This window comes from Mesorhizobium sp. WSM3873 (genome assembly GCF_001672445.1).
Taxonomy (GTDB): domain Bacteria; phylum Pseudomonadota; class Alphaproteobacteria; order Rhizobiales; family Rhizobiaceae; genus Mesorhizobium.
In genome coordinates this window covers 1-14,631 of sequence record NZ_LYTM01000009.1, presented here as the reverse complement: position 1 = coordinate 14,631, position 14,631 = coordinate 1, and the positions used below count along the sequence as shown (strand labels likewise).

Sequence of the window (14,631 nt, the reverse complement as noted above, 5' to 3'; positions counted from 1 at the left end):
CGGGGGTCTTCGCCTCAAGCGTTCCGGCGATACCCCTCCAGCCCGGGATCGAGATCCACCTTCACTCCATTGGTGAAGACGCAGGTCGCCACCATGATGCCGGCGAAGGCGACGAGGTTGACGAGCAGCGTTTCGTCGTAGTGGGCCTTGAGCGCGGCCCAGGTCTCGTCGGCAACGGCATTGGCGTCCGCGGCGAGCGCCCTGCCGAAGGACATCAGCAGCGCTTCGTCGGGGCTGGGTTCAATCAGATCCGGATCGAGGCCGGAGTCGAGTAGCGCGCGACGGAAGAAGGTGACCGGGACCTCGGCGCGCATCGTCTCGGCGATCGCCTTCGAAAACAGCCAGATCGCCCGGTCTTCGAGCGTCGGACGCAGGAGATCGCGCAGCGTGAACCATTCGGCGTAGATGCGGTGCGCGGCCGGGGAGTGAAGCAGGATGCGCTTCATGTTGGTCATGCGGCCGCGCAGCGCGAGCTCCCGATCATGCTCGGCGCGGATTTCGTCGGAGGCAGTCGCATAGTCGATCGCAGAAAGATGCGCCACTGCCCCTCACCCCAGCGTCGCGTGCAGCGCCGGCGCGCCGCGCAGGGTGTTGGAGACGGTGCAGATCGTCTCGGCATCCTCGACGATGCGCTGCTTGGTCGCGGCGTCGAGGTCGCCGGCAATCTCCAACCGGATATTGAACCCCTCCACCCGCGACGGCTCGTCCTTCGCCTTCTCGCCGCCGACATCCGCCTTCACCTCGCCAAGCCGGTCGGCGACGCCGAGGCGGGTGGCGGCGATGCGGGCGCTCAGCACCATGCAGGCGGCCAAGGAGGCATAGAGCAGGTCGAGCGGGTTGAAGCCCGGCGCGCTGACCGCAGTCACCACGTCGACCGTGCCGCCGGTCGGCGTCGTTACCGCCGGCAAGCCGCCCGGCGGCAGCACGGCGCAGGCGCCGGTAGCACGGGTTCTGATCTTCAGCTCGCTCATCGAAAGTCCTTCCCCGGTTTGGAGGCCATTGATAGCGGACGGGAATCTATCTCGGCAACCATCCAGGGCACAGCTGCGGTTTTCTTCGTGCGAGGTGGTCCGTGGAAGGGCTGATCTGCCGCGTTCCGGCTTGGCAATTTGCCTCCGCCAGTCAACAATTCGCGGCACCGCGCTGCTGGGCCAATGGCAAACGGGATTGAGGGTCATGCCACCACGGAAATTTGCCACGCTCGCCGCTCTCGCCGTCGCTGTTCTTTGGCCCGCCGCCGGCCAGCCGGCGGGCAGCGTCCATCCTGGCCCGATGTCGCGCACGCAAGCCTTCGCACGCGCCGAAGCACTGACGGCGCTCGGGCGAAAAATGTTCTTCGACCCATCGCTGTCGGCTTCGGGCAGACAGGCCTGCTCGTCCTGCCACGATCCCAACCACGCCTTCGGCCCGGCCTCCGCCGCGCCGGTCGAGATGGGCGGGCCGAACCTCGACCGGCCCGGCCTGCGCGCCGTGCCGTCGCTGCGCTACCTGCAGGCGGCGCCGGCCTTCACCGAGCACTTCTACGACTCCGAGGACGAGGGCGACGAAAGCGTCGACAACGGCCCGACCGGCGGATTGACTTGGGACGGGCGCGCCGACCACGGCAAGGACCAGGCGAGGATCCCGCTGCTGTCGCCCTTCGAGATGGGCAACAAGGATGAAGCTGCCGTGGTCGCCGCCTTGCGCAAAGCGCCCTATGCCGATGCGTTCAAGGCGGCGTTCGGCGCGGATATTTTCGACCATCAGCAGGATGCCTTCGACGCGGCGGTCGAGGCGCTCGGCACCTTCGAGCAGAGCAGCGCCGATTTCTACCCCTATTCCAGCCGCTACGACGCCTTCCTTGCCGGCAAGGCGCAGTTGACCGCGCAGGAGTTGCGCGGCCGTGCGCTGTTCGAGGACGAAAACAAAGGCAATTGCGCGAGCTGCCATCTGAGCGAGCCGGCAAATGACGGCGAGCCGCCGCAATTCACCGATTACGGCCTGATCGCCATCGCCGTGCCGCGCAACCAGGCGATCCCGACCAACGCCGATCCCAATTATCTCGACCTCGGGCTGTGCGGGCCGCTGCGCGCCGACTTCAAGAGCCGGAGCGAGTATTGCGGCCTGTTCAAGACGCCGACCCTGCGCAATGTCGCGCTGCGCAAAAGCTTCTTCCACAACGGCTATGTCCACTCGCTGCGCGAGGCTGTCGCCTTCTACGCCACTCGCGACACAGATCCCGGCCGCTGGTATCCGAAGAACGCGGACGGCACGGTCGAGAAATTCGACGATCTGCCAAAGGCCTACTGGGGAAACCTCAACACCGACCCGCCCTTCAACGGCAGGAAACCAGGCGAGAAGCCGGCGCTGACCGACGCCGAGATCGACGACATCGTCGCTTTCCTCGGCACGCTGACGGACGCGGACCAGGCCGGGCAGTAGGGCGGCTAAAAGCTCTCCGCGGACTTCCCCGGCCAAAATAATCGGTGGACGCGTCTTGTTTGTGTGGCTTCCGTCACAGACCGACAGAAAGCATCTGCTACATTAGCATCTCGTCAGAGCGAGGGCTCAAATGAGATTCGTAGCGGTGCAAGAACCGCCTCATCATAGCTGGGCGGTGTTCGACATCGCCAATGACAAGCCCGCCGAACATGCCGGGCGCGCGCTCATCGGTCTTACGTCGCACGAAGCCCGGCGGTTCGGCGCCGCGGCCAACGATGAAGCGGGGTATCGGGAAACCAACGCGCTGGGGTCGCATCCAGGCGGATAAGGCATGGCACCGACGGTTCGCAATTCGCCGGGGAACGACAAGCGAACAAGCGGTTGAGACGGCGTGCTGGCAGATTGATTCAAGTGCCTCACCCGGCCGGCGCGTAGCGGTTCACCACCATGCCGCAGGCATAGGCTTTCGAGCCGGTGAGCTTCAGCCTGGCGAAGCCCGCCTGGTCGAAGATGCGACGGCCCGCACCCAGCACCGCCGGGTTGATGAAGAGCTGGAACTCGTCGACCAGCCCGGCGGCGATCAGCGCCGAGGCGAAGCCGGCGCCGCCGAACACGGCAATGTCGCCGCCCTCGCCCGCCTTCAGCGCATTGATCTCACGCGGCAGATCGCCGCTCGCAACCCTGGTACGCTCCCACCGCGACGCCTTCAGCCTGTCGCTCAGCACCACCTTGTAAGCTGCGATGATACGTTGGGCAAAGGCATAAAAACGGTCTCGCGGAAATTTCCTCGCCGCATTGCCCCAGTGATTGAGGTAGCCCTCCTCGGCCATCTTGCGGCTGAGCAGAATCGTGTCGACGGTTTCGAACACGGCATTGAAGTCCTGCTTGAGCTCGTCGTCCCAGTTGCTCTCGTCGCCCCATTCCCAAAGCTGCCAACGACGGTTCTCGTCGGCGCCGACGAAGCCGTCGACCGACATCTGCATTTGCAGGATGAGCTTTTTCATTGCGCGGTCCTCTCGCATCTCCAAACACGGTTTACTTTTGAAATCATTTGACGCGCGGAAGGAATGCTGTCAATTGAAAAGTGATTTACAAATGGAACTAACTTCATGTCGACGAAGGAAAGGTCCGGCTGCCCGATCAGCCTGTCGCTCGAGCTCATCGGCGACCGCTGGACGCTGCTCATCATCCGCGACTTGGCCTTCGCCGGGAAAAGGCATTTTCGCGAGTTCCTGCAGTCGGACGAAGGCATCTCGTCGCGCACGCTGGCCGAGCGGTTGCAGACCCTGGTCGACGAAGGCGTCCTCACCCGCAGCGACGACCCGACCCACAGGCTGAAAGCGATTTACCGGCTGACCGAGGCCGGCATCGACCTTTTGCCGATACTCGCCACGCTTGGCGCTTGGGGCAGCAAATATCGAAAGGCGGATGAGGATTTGGCGCGGGTTGCCAAGGAGCTAGCGGCAGGTGGCCAGCCGGCGCTGGAGCGGATGAAGAAGAGGTTGAGGAAGGAGCATTTGGGGTAAGGCGTTCCACGCCGCCAATTGCCCAAAGTCGAGTTCTACGGCGAAGGATCGCGGCGTCGATAAGATCCTGCCCGTAGGTTCCGTTTCCAGTCTATGCTCCCCTGCGCTAGACTCCGCCTCAACAGGATCGACCGCCATGCTCGTCCAGGCCTGCATCAACGGCGCCCGCGCCGCGGATTTCCACCCCGCCCTGCCGCTCGACCCGGATGCCATGGCACGCGACGGCGCGGCCTCGGTTGCGGCGGGTGCCGCCGAACTGCATGTGCATGCGCGCGGCGCCGACCGGCAGGAAAGCCTTGCCCCGGAAGCGATGGACCGGACGGTGACGGCGCTGCGCCGCGCCTGCCCCGGCACGCTGATCGGCGTTTCGACCGGCGCCTGGATCGAGAAGGACGACAGGCGCACGATTGCCGCCATCGCCGGCTGGCATGAGCTGCCCGACTACGCCTCGGTCAATCTCAGCGAGGCGGCGGCGCCCGAAGTGATGGAAGCGTTGCGCAACCGCGGCGTCGGCATCGAGGCCGGGCTGGCGTCGATCGGCGATGCGCTCAGGCTGGCCAGCCTCGATCATGGCCGCCGGGTGCTGCGCGTCCTGATCGAGATTTCCGAGCAGACGCTGGAGGAGGCCTTTGCCGTCGCCGACGGCATCGAAAAGCTGCTGCAACGCGAAGGCATTCACCGCTCGATCCTGCTGCATGGCGAGAACGCGACCGTGTGGCCCTTCGTCGAGCGGGCGGCGGTGCGGAAGTTTTCGACCCGTGTCGGGCTCGAGGACGGTAAGGAGTTGCCTGATGGGACGGTGGCGGACGGGAATGCGGCGCTGGTGAAGGCGGCGGTGAGGACCTATCGCCGGGCGTGACTTGGCTCCTCGCCTCATGGGGAGGACCCAAGGCCAAAAATCAGCCGAACTTCGTCAGCGGCTTGGCGGTTATCTCGACCCATTCGCAGCGCCGGCTACGGTGGTAGAAGGATTGGAAGGGCGGCGGGAACGACGGATCCGCGAACGTCCCTACCGGAATCGCAGTAAGGCCGGGCTGCGTGTCGATGCGGTAGTGCACCGTGGTCCCGCAATCAGGGCAGAAGCTGTAGGTTATCCGCCCGCCCTGCTCGCCGGTGCGCGTGAACTGCAGCGCGCGCCCGTCTATCGTCACATCGGCCTCGGCAAAGCGCACATTGTAGCTGAAGGCGCTGCCTGTGCGCCGCTTGCAGTCGAGGCAATGACACACCGAGATGCGCACCGGCTCGCCCGCGCAGGTGGCCGACAGCTGACCGCAGGAACATTCGGCGCGTCGCGTGACCATGCTGGCTCCTTTCGACCGAGTCTCGGCACCTTATGCAGTTCGGCGGCGCGGTGAAAGCACCTATCCGCCGAGCGTCGCCTACCCCTGCCAGGCCGTCAGATCCGCCAGTATCCGCGCCTTCACCGCCGGGTCGGCGTAGCTCGCATGCACCGATGTCGCGGCGAGCTGGCGGATTATTTCAGTTTCCCAGGCGAAGGTCTCGGCGCAGGCGGCGTAAGAGGCTTCGAGCGTCGTGCCGAGCAGCGCCGGATCGTCGGTGTTGATGGAGACGGGAACGCCGGCTTTGCGCAGAGCGTCGATCGGATGCTCGGCAAGCGAAGGATAGACGCCGAGCGCGATGTTGGAGATCGGGCAGACGCCGAGCGGAATTCGCCTCTGTGCGAGCAGGTCGACCAGAGCCGGCTCCTCGATCGCGCGAACGCCATGGTCGATGCGATCGGCGCCAAGCAGCTCGATGGCGTCGCGAACGCCCTCGGGACCGCTCGACTCGCCGGCGTGGACGGTGCGTCGCAATCCGGCCGTGGCGGCGCGGCGGAACGCCTCGGCGAAGCGCGGACCGGTGCGCCCGGCGGCCGCCTCGTTGCCGTCGATCGAAAGGGCCACGACGCGCCGGTGCCTGATCCTGCTCAGCAACTCCACCAGTTCGATGGCGTCCTCGGCCGACTGTGTGCGCAGCAGGCTAACGCAGAGCCCGACCGGCGGGTATCCATCCTGCTCGGCCGCCGCGAACCCGGCATCGAAGGCGTCGATCATCCCGGCGATGTTCCGGTGCCAGTGCGGCCAGTGGGTCGGGTTGACGATGACATCGGCATAGCGCACGCCGCTCTTGGCCATGCGCCGCGCAAATTTATAGGCGGCGATGGCCAGCTGCTCGCGCGTGCGAAACGTGCCGCACAGCCAGTCGAGCATTTCGAGGAAGCTCTTCAGATCATGCGCCTCGAAGAGCCTGTCGCGCGGCGCGCGCAGCGGCATGCCAGCCTCCGCGCAATTCCTGATCACGTCGTCGGCCTCGAAGCAGCCCTCGACATGGATGTGCACTTCGGCCTTCGGCAACCCGATATAGTCGGTCAATGAAGCCTCCCGAGCTTTGTGGCCGCATCAAATCACGAAAGGCGGGATCAAGGCTTCAAGAAATGACTGAAAGATTTGTGTGTGACGACAGCCAGTCATCCCGCGTTGCGGGGGAGATCGGCAGTTCGGCCTCACTGCGTGTCCGCGTGGGCTCTCAGCTCGGCGCGCTTCTCGTCCGACACCACCGCCAGATCCAGCACCTTCTGCAGACCAGCCGCATGGCGGAAATTGGGCTCGGCCTGCACGCCGCTTTTCACCGCCTCGACGAAGCGCTGGTAGTTGGTCGGCACGGTGCCGGCGTCGAGCTCTTCCCATTTGGCGTCCTCGACATTGGCACCGATGCAGCCCTTCAACATCGAGCCATTGAGATTGTGCGCCACCTCGATGCCGCCCTTGTCGCCATAGATACGCAGCCTGAGCTCGTTGAGATGGCCGCTCGCCCAGCGGCTGGCATGCACCACGCCGAAGGCGCCGTTGGCGAAATCGAGCGTCATGGCGAAGCTGTCATTGGCGTCGAGCTGGTAGTCGCCGATGCGGTTGCCCGGCGCCTTGTCGAAGGCGCGCAGCCGACAGAATACGTGGTCGATATCGAGGGCGGCGCCGTAGCTGGCGAAGTCGAGGATGTGGATGCCGACGTCGCCGAGCACGCCGTTTGAGCCGTGGCCGCGCGAGAGCCGCCACAGCCACTTGGGGTCGCTTCGCCAGTCGCCCCAGAATTTCGATACCAGCCAGCTCTGCAGATAGGAGGCCTCGACGTGTCGTACCGTGCCGATCTCGCCGGCCTGCACCATTTGCCGCGCCTTCTGCAGCGGCGCGACGTTGCGGTAGGTAAGGTTGACCATGTTGACGACGCCGGCGGCTTCCGCCGCCTCGGCCATCTCGCTTGCCTTGCCGAAATTTTCGGCCAGCGGCTTCTCGCACAGCACCGGCTTGCCGGCGCCGATCAGCGCCATGGTGGTCGGGTGGTGGATGCGGTCGGGCGTGACATTGGCGACCGCGTCGAAACCGCCCCAGTCGAGCGCCGCCTCCAGCGAGGTGAAGCGCTTCGCGATCTTGTAGGCGTCGGCATATTCCCCGACGCGGGCCGGATCGACATCGACCGCACCGACGATGTCGACGCCTTCGATGGCGCCGAAGCGGCGGGCATGCTCCTGCGCCATCCAGCCGGTACCGAGTATCAAAAGCCGCATTTTGCTCCTCCAGAGGAATTGGTTCGATTCAATGATATTAGGCGGACGATCTAATTGTTGCTTGCACGCAATCCCAAACAGAAAACGTTTTAGCGGAAACCAGCCTCGCCGGGCGCATGCAGCTTGCCGCCGCGTTCGACGATCGGCTCCAGCGCCTTCTCCACCGGCACGTTGGGTGCTTTGAGGATGGCGGAATTCCTGCCCTGCGGGTTGTGCGCCCACTTCACTGCGTTGCGCAGCACCTTGTGCACGGTCGCGTCGTGGTAGGTCGGATAGGTTTCGTGGCCCGGGCGGAAGTAGAAGACATTGCCGGCGCCGCGCCGGTAGGTAAGGCCTGAGCGGAACACCTCGCCGCCCTGGAACCAGGAGATGAAGATTGTCTCCAGCGGCTCCGGCACGGCGAACTGCTCGCCATACATCTCCTCGTTCTCGAGCTCGAAATACTCGCCGATGCCTTCGGCGATCGGGTGGCTGGGGCTCGTCACCCAGAGCCGTTCGCGCTCGCCGGCCTCGCGCCATTTGAGCGTGCAGGGCGTGCCCATCAGCCGTTTGAAGATTTTCGAGAAATGGCCGGAGTGGAGCACGATCAGTCCCATGCCTTCGAAGACGCGGCGGGCGACGCGCTCGACCATATCGTCGGCCACCGCGCCATGGTCCTTGTGACCCCACCAGACGAGCACGTCGGTCTCGGCGAGGCGGGATTCAGGCAACCCATGCTCCGGCTGCTCCAGCGTCGCGGTCGAGGCGGAGATCGCCTTGTCGGCGTTGAGCGCGTTGGCGATGGTCGTGTGCATGCCTTGCGGATAGATGCCGGCGACCACCTCATTGGTCCGCTCATGGATGTTCTCGCCCCAGACGACAGCGCGAATTGTCATGGATTGCCTCGTGATGGTGAGAGGGTGGAGCCGCCCGGCGCAATAGATAGCGTCTTCGGCCGGCATTGGAAGCGGTTTTTGCCCTTCGCTCCGCTGCACATGACGAAGAGCCCGAAAGCATCGTTCGCGAACAACCACATACGCCTGTATGCTTCCGCTTTGATTCAACCACCTCCACCCAATTGGCAACCGTCCTTTCCCGTGCGCAATATCAGCTATGGGCGAAGTGCTTATAGGGGCGGCGATTTTTGCTTGTCTGGCCGGGGCGTCGCTGGTCAGCCTGATGGTGCATGAGCGCTTCCCTGCTCACCACCTTGGCGACGATACCAGCGCGGTGGTGCGGCTCGCCGCGAACCTCTTCATAGTGATGTCCTCGCTGGTCCTCGGCCTGATGATCAACTCGGCCAAGAACACGTTCGAATCCATCAACGTCAACGTCCACACCTTCGCCACCGATCTCATTCTGCTCGACAGAACGCTCCGACGCTATGGACCGGAGGCGGACGGCGCCCGGCAATCGCTCACCGCCTATGTGCAGCGCGTCGTCGATACCTCGACCGCCGACAGCGACACGACGGTCGTCCCGAACAGGCTGTCGGAACTGCTGCTCAATCAGGTCGGCGATATCGTGGGCGGATTGACCCCTGCGGATGCCAAGCAGACCGCCGCGCAACAGGCGGCGACACAGCAGCTGCAGAAGGTGATCGCGCAGCGCTGGATTCTGGCCGAGCAGTCCGAGGGTGCCATCCCCGCGCCGCTGATCGCGCTGCTCGTTGCCTGGCTGACGCTGATCTTCGCCAGCTTCGGCTTCCGAGCACCGTGCAATGGAACCATCATCTTCACGTGCCTCGTGTCCGGGGCGCTGGTGGCCGCGGCAATCTATCTGATCATCGACATGGACAGCCCCTTCTCCGGCCCGATCCAGGTCTCGCCGGCGCCCCTGCAGAGGGCGCTGGCGGAACTGACGCAGTGAAGGTCAGGCACGACCGAACATCTCGATCAAAAGCTTCGCCGCCACCGCCGCGCCGTCGGCGCGGACCAAACGGGCAACCTCGCTCGCACGGATGCGGGTTTCGGGCGCCAGCGCCGTCTCCATCGCCGCCGACAATGACCCCGCTGTCGGAACCGGGCCGTCATGAGTTGCGCCGATGCCGAACTCGGCCACCCGCCGCGCCCAGTACGGCTGGTCGCCGATCTGCGGCACCACCAGTTGCGGCGCTCCTGCCCGCGCGGCGGCGACGGTCGTTCCGGCACCGCCGTGATGCATGACGGCGGCGACGCGGCGGAACAGCGCCTGCTGGTTGACATCGCCGACGGCGAAGCAATCGTCCCGGTCGTCGGTAAGGCCAAGCTCGGCCCAGCCACGCGCGATCACCGTGCGCCGGCCCTTGGCGCGGACCGCCTCGATGGCCGCACGGCCGGCCTCCTTGGCCACGGCAATGGAGCCGAAGCCGACATAGACCGGAGGCGGGCCGGCTTCGAGGAATGCCTCCAGCCCGTCGGGCAGCGGCCGCTCGTCGGCCAGGATCCAGGCGCCGGTCTGCCTGGCATCGGTCAGGTCCGAGGGCAGCCACGGCCCGAGCGCTGGGTCGCAGGCGAGCAGGACCGGATCGCCGTAGACATAATCGCGGACATTCTCCGCCGCAGGCAATCCGAGCGACGCGCGCCAGCTGTTGATCGCTTGGCCGAACAGCGCGTTCTTGGTCGCGATATCCGTCTCCCACAGCAGCCGGTTGTCGGTCACCCCGGCTGGAAGCGGATGTCCCGGATATTCATGCGGCCGGTTGTGCGCCGACGGCAGCCAGATCGGACAGAAGGTGGCAAGGATGTAGCGCATGTGCCGCTGCCCGGCGACCAGCCGCGCGGCGGCACAGGACGGAAACAGGCCGCAGGCCACCACGGCATCGCAGCCTTCGGCGGCCGCCATGAGCGTATCGTATTGCCTGGCGAGGATCTCGGCCGCCTGGCCGGAGATGAGCGCGGCCACGTCCTTCGGCGATTCCGATGCCCTGCGCCGCGTCATCTCCTTTACCCATTCGCGCACCGGTGCGAAGGCCGGCACCAGCTCCACACCGGCACGGGCGCACAGCGCTGCAAATTCTTCATCGCCGGGGACACTCACCCGCACCTCGGCGCCGAGCGCCTGCAGTCGCTCGCCCAGCGCCACCACCGGCTCGACATCGCCGCGCGAACCGTAAGTCGACAGTAAAATCCGCATGCAAACTCCCTTTCCTAAACTGAGGTCAAGGGCAGCGTACATACGGCATTGCCGGGGGCTTGCCGCAAGCCCGGGCTGCGCCATATATGCTTTCTGGGAGAGGGAGTTCTCCCTTCCCTCATCCGCAATTCGATGGAACCGGTCACTGCCGCTGTCGCAAGAGACGTGGCGAAGACATCAAGCGCGTGCGTCGACCGCGCCGCGCGTCAACGGCGGTAAAGACCGCAAATCAAAGGCAGCCTACCGGCAACAAGCTGCTGCCGGCATAGTGGCGGGCGGAGTCAGCCCTGGCGGCCTTCCTGGGCGACCTGGGTGGGCGACCCGTTCAGGCGCGGCACAACGACCAGGCGCTTGATCTTCCCCTTCTTGAAGGCAGAGAGGAAGCGGCCATAATCCTTGAAGGCCACGCAGCCGCTGGATTGGGCTGGGGCGCCGCGCAGCAGATAGGTATGGGCGAGCAGACCGTTGCGGTTATATTTGTTCCTGCCGCTGGTCGGCGTCAGCCGGATGGCCTCGACGCCGTGGAAGCGCGATTCACGCAGCGACAGATTGTAGGTGTCGGGCGGCGTCGGGCCGGAATTCTTGCGGTTGGCGAAGCGCGGCTGGTCGGCCATGGCGCCCTTCCCCGAATGCGCCTCCAGCTTGGAGCCATCGGGCATGTAGACCGTCGCCGTCGAGATGTCATAGACGGCGACGCCATTGCCCGTCGAAGGACTGTTGAACAGACCCCTGAAGGCGTTGCCGAGACCGCCGCGCTCGGGCGTGTCCGGCTTGGCGTAGGCGAGCATCTCGGAGGCTTGCGCCTTGCTGCGCTTGGCCGGCGCGGCCTCAATCGGCTTCGCACCCTGCACACCCGGAAGCGCCTGGTCGGAGCTCCTCAGCGAGCGCGGCGTCTGCGCACCTTCGGCGGAGTCGACAACGGTCGGCTGCGGCTTGGCCGGCTGCGGTTTGGCCGACTCCGGTTTGGCAATTTGGGGCCTTGCCGCCTGGCTTGCCTGCGGCTTGGCCGGTTCCGGCTTCCTCGCGGCATTCTGTTCAGGCTCTTCCGTCACGCGCTCGAGGGCGGTGCGCGGCCTCAAACCAGGCACTGCGATGCTGTCGGGCAAACCATCCTGCGGCGGCAGCGAAGCGACCTGCACTTCAGCTTTTCCGTCGTCGCCGGAAGCGCCGGCCGTCATCTCAGGCGCGTCGCCGCTGGCGAGCGCGACGGCGGTCGGCACGTCGACCGTCTCTTCGGGCATGACATTGGCAAGCGCCAGCGCCAGTTCGGACGCGCGCTGAACGTCGACCTGATTTCCGCCAAAGCGTGACTCGGCCGGGCCGCTCAAGGTCAGCCCACTCCGGGCCGAACCGCTGTCGGCCGCGCCGCCGAAGCGGCTTGCCGACGGCAAGCTCGCCAGCAGGACCGGAGCGTTCTCGGCGCGCCGGAAGGCATCGGCCAGTTTCTGCGGCGAAAGCCCGGCGCGCTTGATGACGCTGTCGAAACGGTCGGCGACGTCCGCGGCGGAAGCCGCGACAACCTTCTCATGCGATACGCTATCCGGTGCCGGTTTCAGCCGCGCGGCCTTGCCGTCATGCACCAAGCTGGAGGGGTTTGGCGTGGAGCTCGCAAAGCTGGCTGCGAGCCTGAGGCAGCCGGCATCGCAGCCGCGGGTGAGCGAGCCCGTCTTGTGCGCACCGTTCGCGGCAAGGCGCGGCGCCCAGGCGTTCGCGACCTTGCGGCGCTGGTCGCCAAGCACGATGCTATGCGGCGCAAGCAGGCTCTGCGGCAATCCGTTGGAGGCGGCGGTGAGCGAGGTACTCACGGAATAGAGGCCGGCCATGGTCGCGACCGACCACAGGGCCAGGGCAGCGCCGACAGCAGGCACCACAACCCAACGATGACCACCAGATTTCTTCGAAGTTACCCCCTCTTCAGGAGCGTCACCCCGGTTCTTCAAACGCAAAAACGCCATACGACCACTCTCAATCGGCATGCCGGTTTGCGGACCTGGCACCCGTCACGATCACAGTTCGCCTGGTGCCCCCTGCACCTTCACGCGTCTGTTGCCGATTGATTCAAAAGATGGACAAAGATGGTTAACCAATCCCTCCACCAATCGCCATTGTGGCGACGGTCCATACGAAAAAAGAGCCCTCCATGGTCTGCGCCACGGTAAAAATGCTCTCCCTCAGCCGCTTTGCTGCCCGTTTTTGCGGACCGAGTCAAGCAAGCGCGAAGGTTCTACCCTTTCGGGCGATCGCCAGCTAAGAACGGATTGAGGTTAAAAAACGGCAGGAAGAGCCTGGCGCGACCAGCTGCGGCATCTCTTCCAGGGCGGCAGATCGCAACGTCAACCCCGATGCGGGAAGACAGCCTTCGCCGCGCCAGACAATCAAGGACGGAGCTGTCGAGCCGGATTGCGTCGCGACGGTGCGGTGCGGCGCTCCGCAAGCGATTGCAACAACTCCGCTTCGGCGCTGAAGCCGTTTTGGAAGGCTTCGAGCACGTCGGAGGCAAGCTGTTCTCTTGCGCCCCCGTCTTTTGACGCCAGACGGCGCTCGTTGCACAACTGATCGAATACTTTCTGGAGGAGCTCCAGCTCGACTGGCGTGAATATTCCGCTGTGTTTGGTGAAAGCCATGACGCTTCCCTGCCCCTTAGATGGGCGAAAGCGCGATCTACTCTTTCAAGCGTCCGTGTGCCTCGCCAGAGTGCGGACGACAAGGCATCCTACACCTTTCCGGCCGGCCTATCGATTCCGTCGGTAATCGTAGATCGGACCGTTCAAGCTGCCCCGCTTCCGTCGGCCAACGTCGCTTGGAGCTGTTCAACCTTTGAATCGCTTGCCCAATCCAGCCGATTGTTTTTATACAGCTTCCAGCGAAATCCTGGAGCTGCTTCAATCCCCGGCAAACGGGCGCATTCAGCGCATTTGGTCCGAATCGTCGGCAACGCCGACGTGATGCCGATAGACCATTCCCCAACCCTTCCAGCCGGTGAACAGAAGGATGAGGACAACGATCAGCGACAGGACAAGTCCAACCGGCACTACCGCTGCCTCCGCGTCGGCATACCGCGAGTACCAGTTGTAAATTTCGATGAGAACGACGACCACGTTGCCGCCGGCGTGAAGCCATGCGTCTTGGAGATTGCGGATCTGGGTGTCCCCCAGGACATCGGTCAAGCCGGCAAGAGCCGCCAGCACGGCCATGGTCAGACCTGCCCCCAGCAGCCAGAGCGTAGCGGTGACCCAGCCCGGATTACCGGTTCGCCAGAAGATAAGGTCGCAAACGAAGGTCGCGACGAAGAAGGCGATCGGGAACGGTATCAGCATTGCATGAACAGGATGGCCGGCAATGCTTGCCGTGCTGTGCGGATTGCGAGGGATCGTGTGCTGGACCATCGTAGGGCCTCCTCGAGGCGTGGCGAGCGCCGCCCTCAGGCCACATCACAACGCATCAGGGGCTCGGCGGCAGAAAGCCGGATATATGCAAACTCCGGTTGAGCCGGAATGTTCCATAACCCGACTGCGCTGCGCGGAACGGAATTCACGCACCGCTATAGGCGCGTATGCCAGTGTGGGCTCGACTCGAAAGCGAGCTGAACGATAGTGTGCTCTTGGCGCGCGTGATCCAATGCCACGCATCCCGGCGGTGGCTTATTGTCACGGCACTCTTCTTCGCAACGAAATCCAAGCCAGAGATCGGCAAAACTGGAGCAGCAACGGATTACGCCACTTCGGTGATTGCGGACAGGCACGGCAGCGGTGAGGTCGCCGCCAAAATTCAGTCGACATCATCGTGGCTGAACTCTAGGCCAACCTATCGAGCCAGGCGCGCATCGGCCAAACCAGGGACAGGTTTTGTCTTGCCGCTGAGCCGCGCTCCAAAGGTGAGCGTGCGTGGAAAATTGCGGACGACTGCCTCCATCAACGCGGCGCCGCCGGGGCCGAGGGCTAGCCGAGCCAGGGCTTCGGCGGCTAGGACCCGCGTGGAGAATACTCTTCGCCAGACCGCCTCGTAGCGTTTGCCGGCCGCTTCCCGTCC

General features: G+C 64.8%; 15 protein-coding genes and 2 pseudogenes. 5 read left to right on the top strand and 12 right to left on the bottom strand.

Features of this window, described 5'->3' with window-relative positions; genetic code table 11:
- Positions 1–14: 14 nt before the first annotated feature.
- Complete coding sequence (locus A9K71_RS07850; RefSeq protein ID WP_066992854.1) at positions 15–542, bottom strand: hypothetical protein; 528 nt, start codon at positions 540–542, stop codon at positions 15–17.
- Between the two features lie 6 nt (positions 543–548).
- Positions 549–971, bottom strand: a complete 423-nt coding sequence (locus A9K71_RS07845) for an OsmC family protein (RefSeq protein ID WP_066992851.1) — start codon at positions 969–971, stop codon at positions 549–551.
- A gap of 205 nt (positions 972–1,176) precedes the next feature.
- On the opposite strand from A9K71_RS07845, the gene A9K71_RS07840 reads away from it, so the two are divergent.
- Positions 1,177–2,421, top strand: coding sequence for a cytochrome-c peroxidase (locus A9K71_RS07840; protein WP_066992849.1), 1,245 nt, complete (start codon positions 1,177–1,179; stop codon positions 2,419–2,421).
- A 416-nt stretch (positions 2,422–2,837) separates the two neighbouring features.
- On the opposite strand, the gene A9K71_RS07835 is transcribed toward A9K71_RS07840, so the two are convergent.
- Entirely contained in the window at positions 2,838–3,425 is a 588-nt protein-coding gene (locus A9K71_RS07835; protein WP_066992845.1) for a dihydrofolate reductase family protein, read from the bottom strand.
- Positions 3,426–3,530: 105 nt separating this feature from the next.
- On the opposite strand from A9K71_RS07835, the gene A9K71_RS07830 reads away from it, so the two are divergent.
- Positions 3,531–3,947 carry a helix-turn-helix domain-containing protein gene (locus A9K71_RS07830; protein WP_066992843.1) on the top strand — a complete coding sequence of 139 codons (417 nt, stop codon included), beginning with the start codon at positions 3,531–3,533 and terminating at the stop codon, positions 3,945–3,947.
- 136 nt (positions 3,948–4,083) lie between these two features.
- Positions 4,084–4,806 carry a 3-keto-5-aminohexanoate cleavage protein gene (locus A9K71_RS07825; protein ID WP_066992841.1) on the top strand — a complete coding sequence of 241 codons (723 nt, stop codon included), beginning with the start codon at positions 4,084–4,086 and terminating at the stop codon, positions 4,804–4,806.
- Between the two features lie 40 nt (positions 4,807–4,846).
- Here A9K71_RS07825 and A9K71_RS07820 read toward each other — a convergent pair whose 3' ends face one another.
- The 4 genes from A9K71_RS07820 to A9K71_RS07805 form a co-directional block, all read right to left on the bottom strand.
- On the bottom strand, positions 4,847–5,248 hold the full coding sequence (locus tag A9K71_RS07820) for a GFA family protein (RefSeq protein WP_066992839.1): 402 nt from the start codon (positions 5,246–5,248) through the stop codon (positions 4,847–4,849).
- 78 nt (positions 5,249–5,326) lie between these two features.
- A complete protein-coding gene (add, locus tag A9K71_RS07815; RefSeq protein ID WP_066992837.1) occupies positions 5,327–6,319 on the bottom strand; it encodes an adenosine deaminase in 993 nt (330 codons plus the stop codon).
- Between the two features lie 131 nt (positions 6,320–6,450).
- A complete protein-coding gene (locus A9K71_RS07810) occupies positions 6,451–7,509 on the bottom strand; it encodes a Gfo/Idh/MocA family oxidoreductase (RefSeq protein WP_066992835.1) in 1,059 nt (352 codons plus the stop codon).
- Positions 7,510–7,598: 89 nt separating this feature from the next.
- Complete coding sequence (locus A9K71_RS07805; protein WP_066993181.1) at positions 7,599–8,384, bottom strand: ThuA domain-containing protein; 786 nt, start codon at positions 8,382–8,384, stop codon at positions 7,599–7,601.
- A 217-nt stretch (positions 8,385–8,601) separates the two neighbouring features.
- Here A9K71_RS07805 and A9K71_RS07800 point away from each other — a divergent pair, with 217 nt between their 5' ends.
- Complete coding sequence (locus A9K71_RS07800; protein ID WP_066992832.1) at positions 8,602–9,357, top strand: DUF4239 domain-containing protein; 756 nt, start codon at positions 8,602–8,604, stop codon at positions 9,355–9,357.
- A 3-nt stretch (positions 9,358–9,360) separates the two neighbouring features.
- Here the strand turns inward: A9K71_RS07800 and A9K71_RS07795 are convergent, their stop codons facing one another.
- The 4 genes from A9K71_RS07795 to A9K71_RS07780 form a co-directional block, all read right to left on the bottom strand.
- Positions 9,361–10,602 carry a glycosyltransferase gene (locus tag A9K71_RS07795; RefSeq protein ID WP_066992829.1) on the bottom strand — a complete coding sequence of 414 codons (1,242 nt, stop codon included), beginning with the start codon at positions 10,600–10,602 and terminating at the stop codon, positions 9,361–9,363.
- A gap of 281 nt (positions 10,603–10,883) precedes the next feature.
- A complete protein-coding gene (locus A9K71_RS07790; RefSeq protein WP_245299553.1) occupies positions 10,884–12,470 on the bottom strand; it encodes a DUF2778 domain-containing protein in 1,587 nt (528 codons plus the stop codon).
- A 507-nt stretch (positions 12,471–12,977) separates the two neighbouring features.
- Positions 12,978–13,226, bottom strand: a complete 249-nt coding sequence (locus A9K71_RS31955) for a hypothetical protein (protein ID WP_066992826.1) — start codon at positions 13,224–13,226, stop codon at positions 12,978–12,980.
- Positions 13,227–13,508: 282 nt separating this feature from the next.
- Positions 13,509–13,988, bottom strand: coding sequence for a DUF2231 domain-containing protein (locus A9K71_RS07780; protein ID WP_066992823.1), 480 nt, complete (start codon positions 13,986–13,988; stop codon positions 13,509–13,511).
- A 235-nt stretch (positions 13,989–14,223) separates the two neighbouring features.
- On the opposite strand from A9K71_RS07780, the pseudogene A9K71_RS32415 reads away from it, so the two are divergent.
- Positions 14,224–14,377 (top strand): annotated as a pseudogene (locus tag A9K71_RS32415) (SAM-dependent methyltransferase); the annotation flags it as partial.
- 29 nt (positions 14,378–14,406) lie between these two features.
- On the opposite strand, the pseudogene A9K71_RS32240 reads toward A9K71_RS32415, so the two are convergent.
- Positions 14,407–14,631, bottom strand: a pseudogene (locus A9K71_RS32240) (monooxygenase); the annotation flags it as partial.

What these genes read in the sequence shown, in the direction of transcription:
- A9K71_RS07845 (WP_066992851.1), bottom strand. Translation starts at nt 971, where the DNA reads ATGAGCGAGCTGAAGATCAGAACCCGTGCTACCGGCGCCTGCGCCGTG.
- A9K71_RS07840 (WP_066992849.1), top strand. Translation starts at nt 1,177, where the DNA reads ATGCCACCACGGAAATTTGCCACGCTCGCCGCTCTCGCCGTCGCTGTT.
- A9K71_RS07835 (WP_066992845.1), bottom strand. Translation starts at nt 3,425, where the DNA reads ATGAAAAAGCTCATCCTGCAAATGCAGATGTCGGTCGACGGCTTCGTC.
- A9K71_RS07830 (WP_066992843.1), top strand. Translation starts at nt 3,531, where the DNA reads ATGTCGACGAAGGAAAGGTCCGGCTGCCCGATCAGCCTGTCGCTCGAG.
- A9K71_RS07825 (WP_066992841.1), top strand. Translation starts at nt 4,084, where the DNA reads ATGCTCGTCCAGGCCTGCATCAACGGCGCCCGCGCCGCGGATTTCCAC.
- A9K71_RS07820 (WP_066992839.1), bottom strand. Translation starts at nt 5,248, where the DNA reads ATGGTCACGCGACGCGCCGAATGTTCCTGCGGTCAGCTGTCGGCCACC.
- A9K71_RS07810 (WP_066992835.1), bottom strand. Translation starts at nt 7,509, where the DNA reads ATGCGGCTTTTGATACTCGGTACCGGCTGGATGGCGCAGGAGCATGCC.
- A9K71_RS07805 (WP_066993181.1), bottom strand. Translation starts at nt 8,384, where the DNA reads ATGACAATTCGCGCTGTCGTCTGGGGCGAGAACATCCATGAGCGGACC.
- A9K71_RS07800 (WP_066992832.1), top strand. Translation starts at nt 8,602, where the DNA reads ATGGGCGAAGTGCTTATAGGGGCGGCGATTTTTGCTTGTCTGGCCGGG.
- A9K71_RS07795 (WP_066992829.1), bottom strand. Translation starts at nt 10,602, where the DNA reads ATGCGGATTTTACTGTCGACTTACGGTTCGCGCGGCGATGTCGAGCCG.
- A9K71_RS31955 (WP_066992826.1), bottom strand. Translation starts at nt 13,226, where the DNA reads ATGGCTTTCACCAAACACAGCGGAATATTCACGCCAGTCGAGCTGGAG.
- A9K71_RS07780 (WP_066992823.1), bottom strand. Translation starts at nt 13,988, where the DNA reads ATGGTCCAGCACACGATCCCTCGCAATCCGCACAGCACGGCAAGCATT.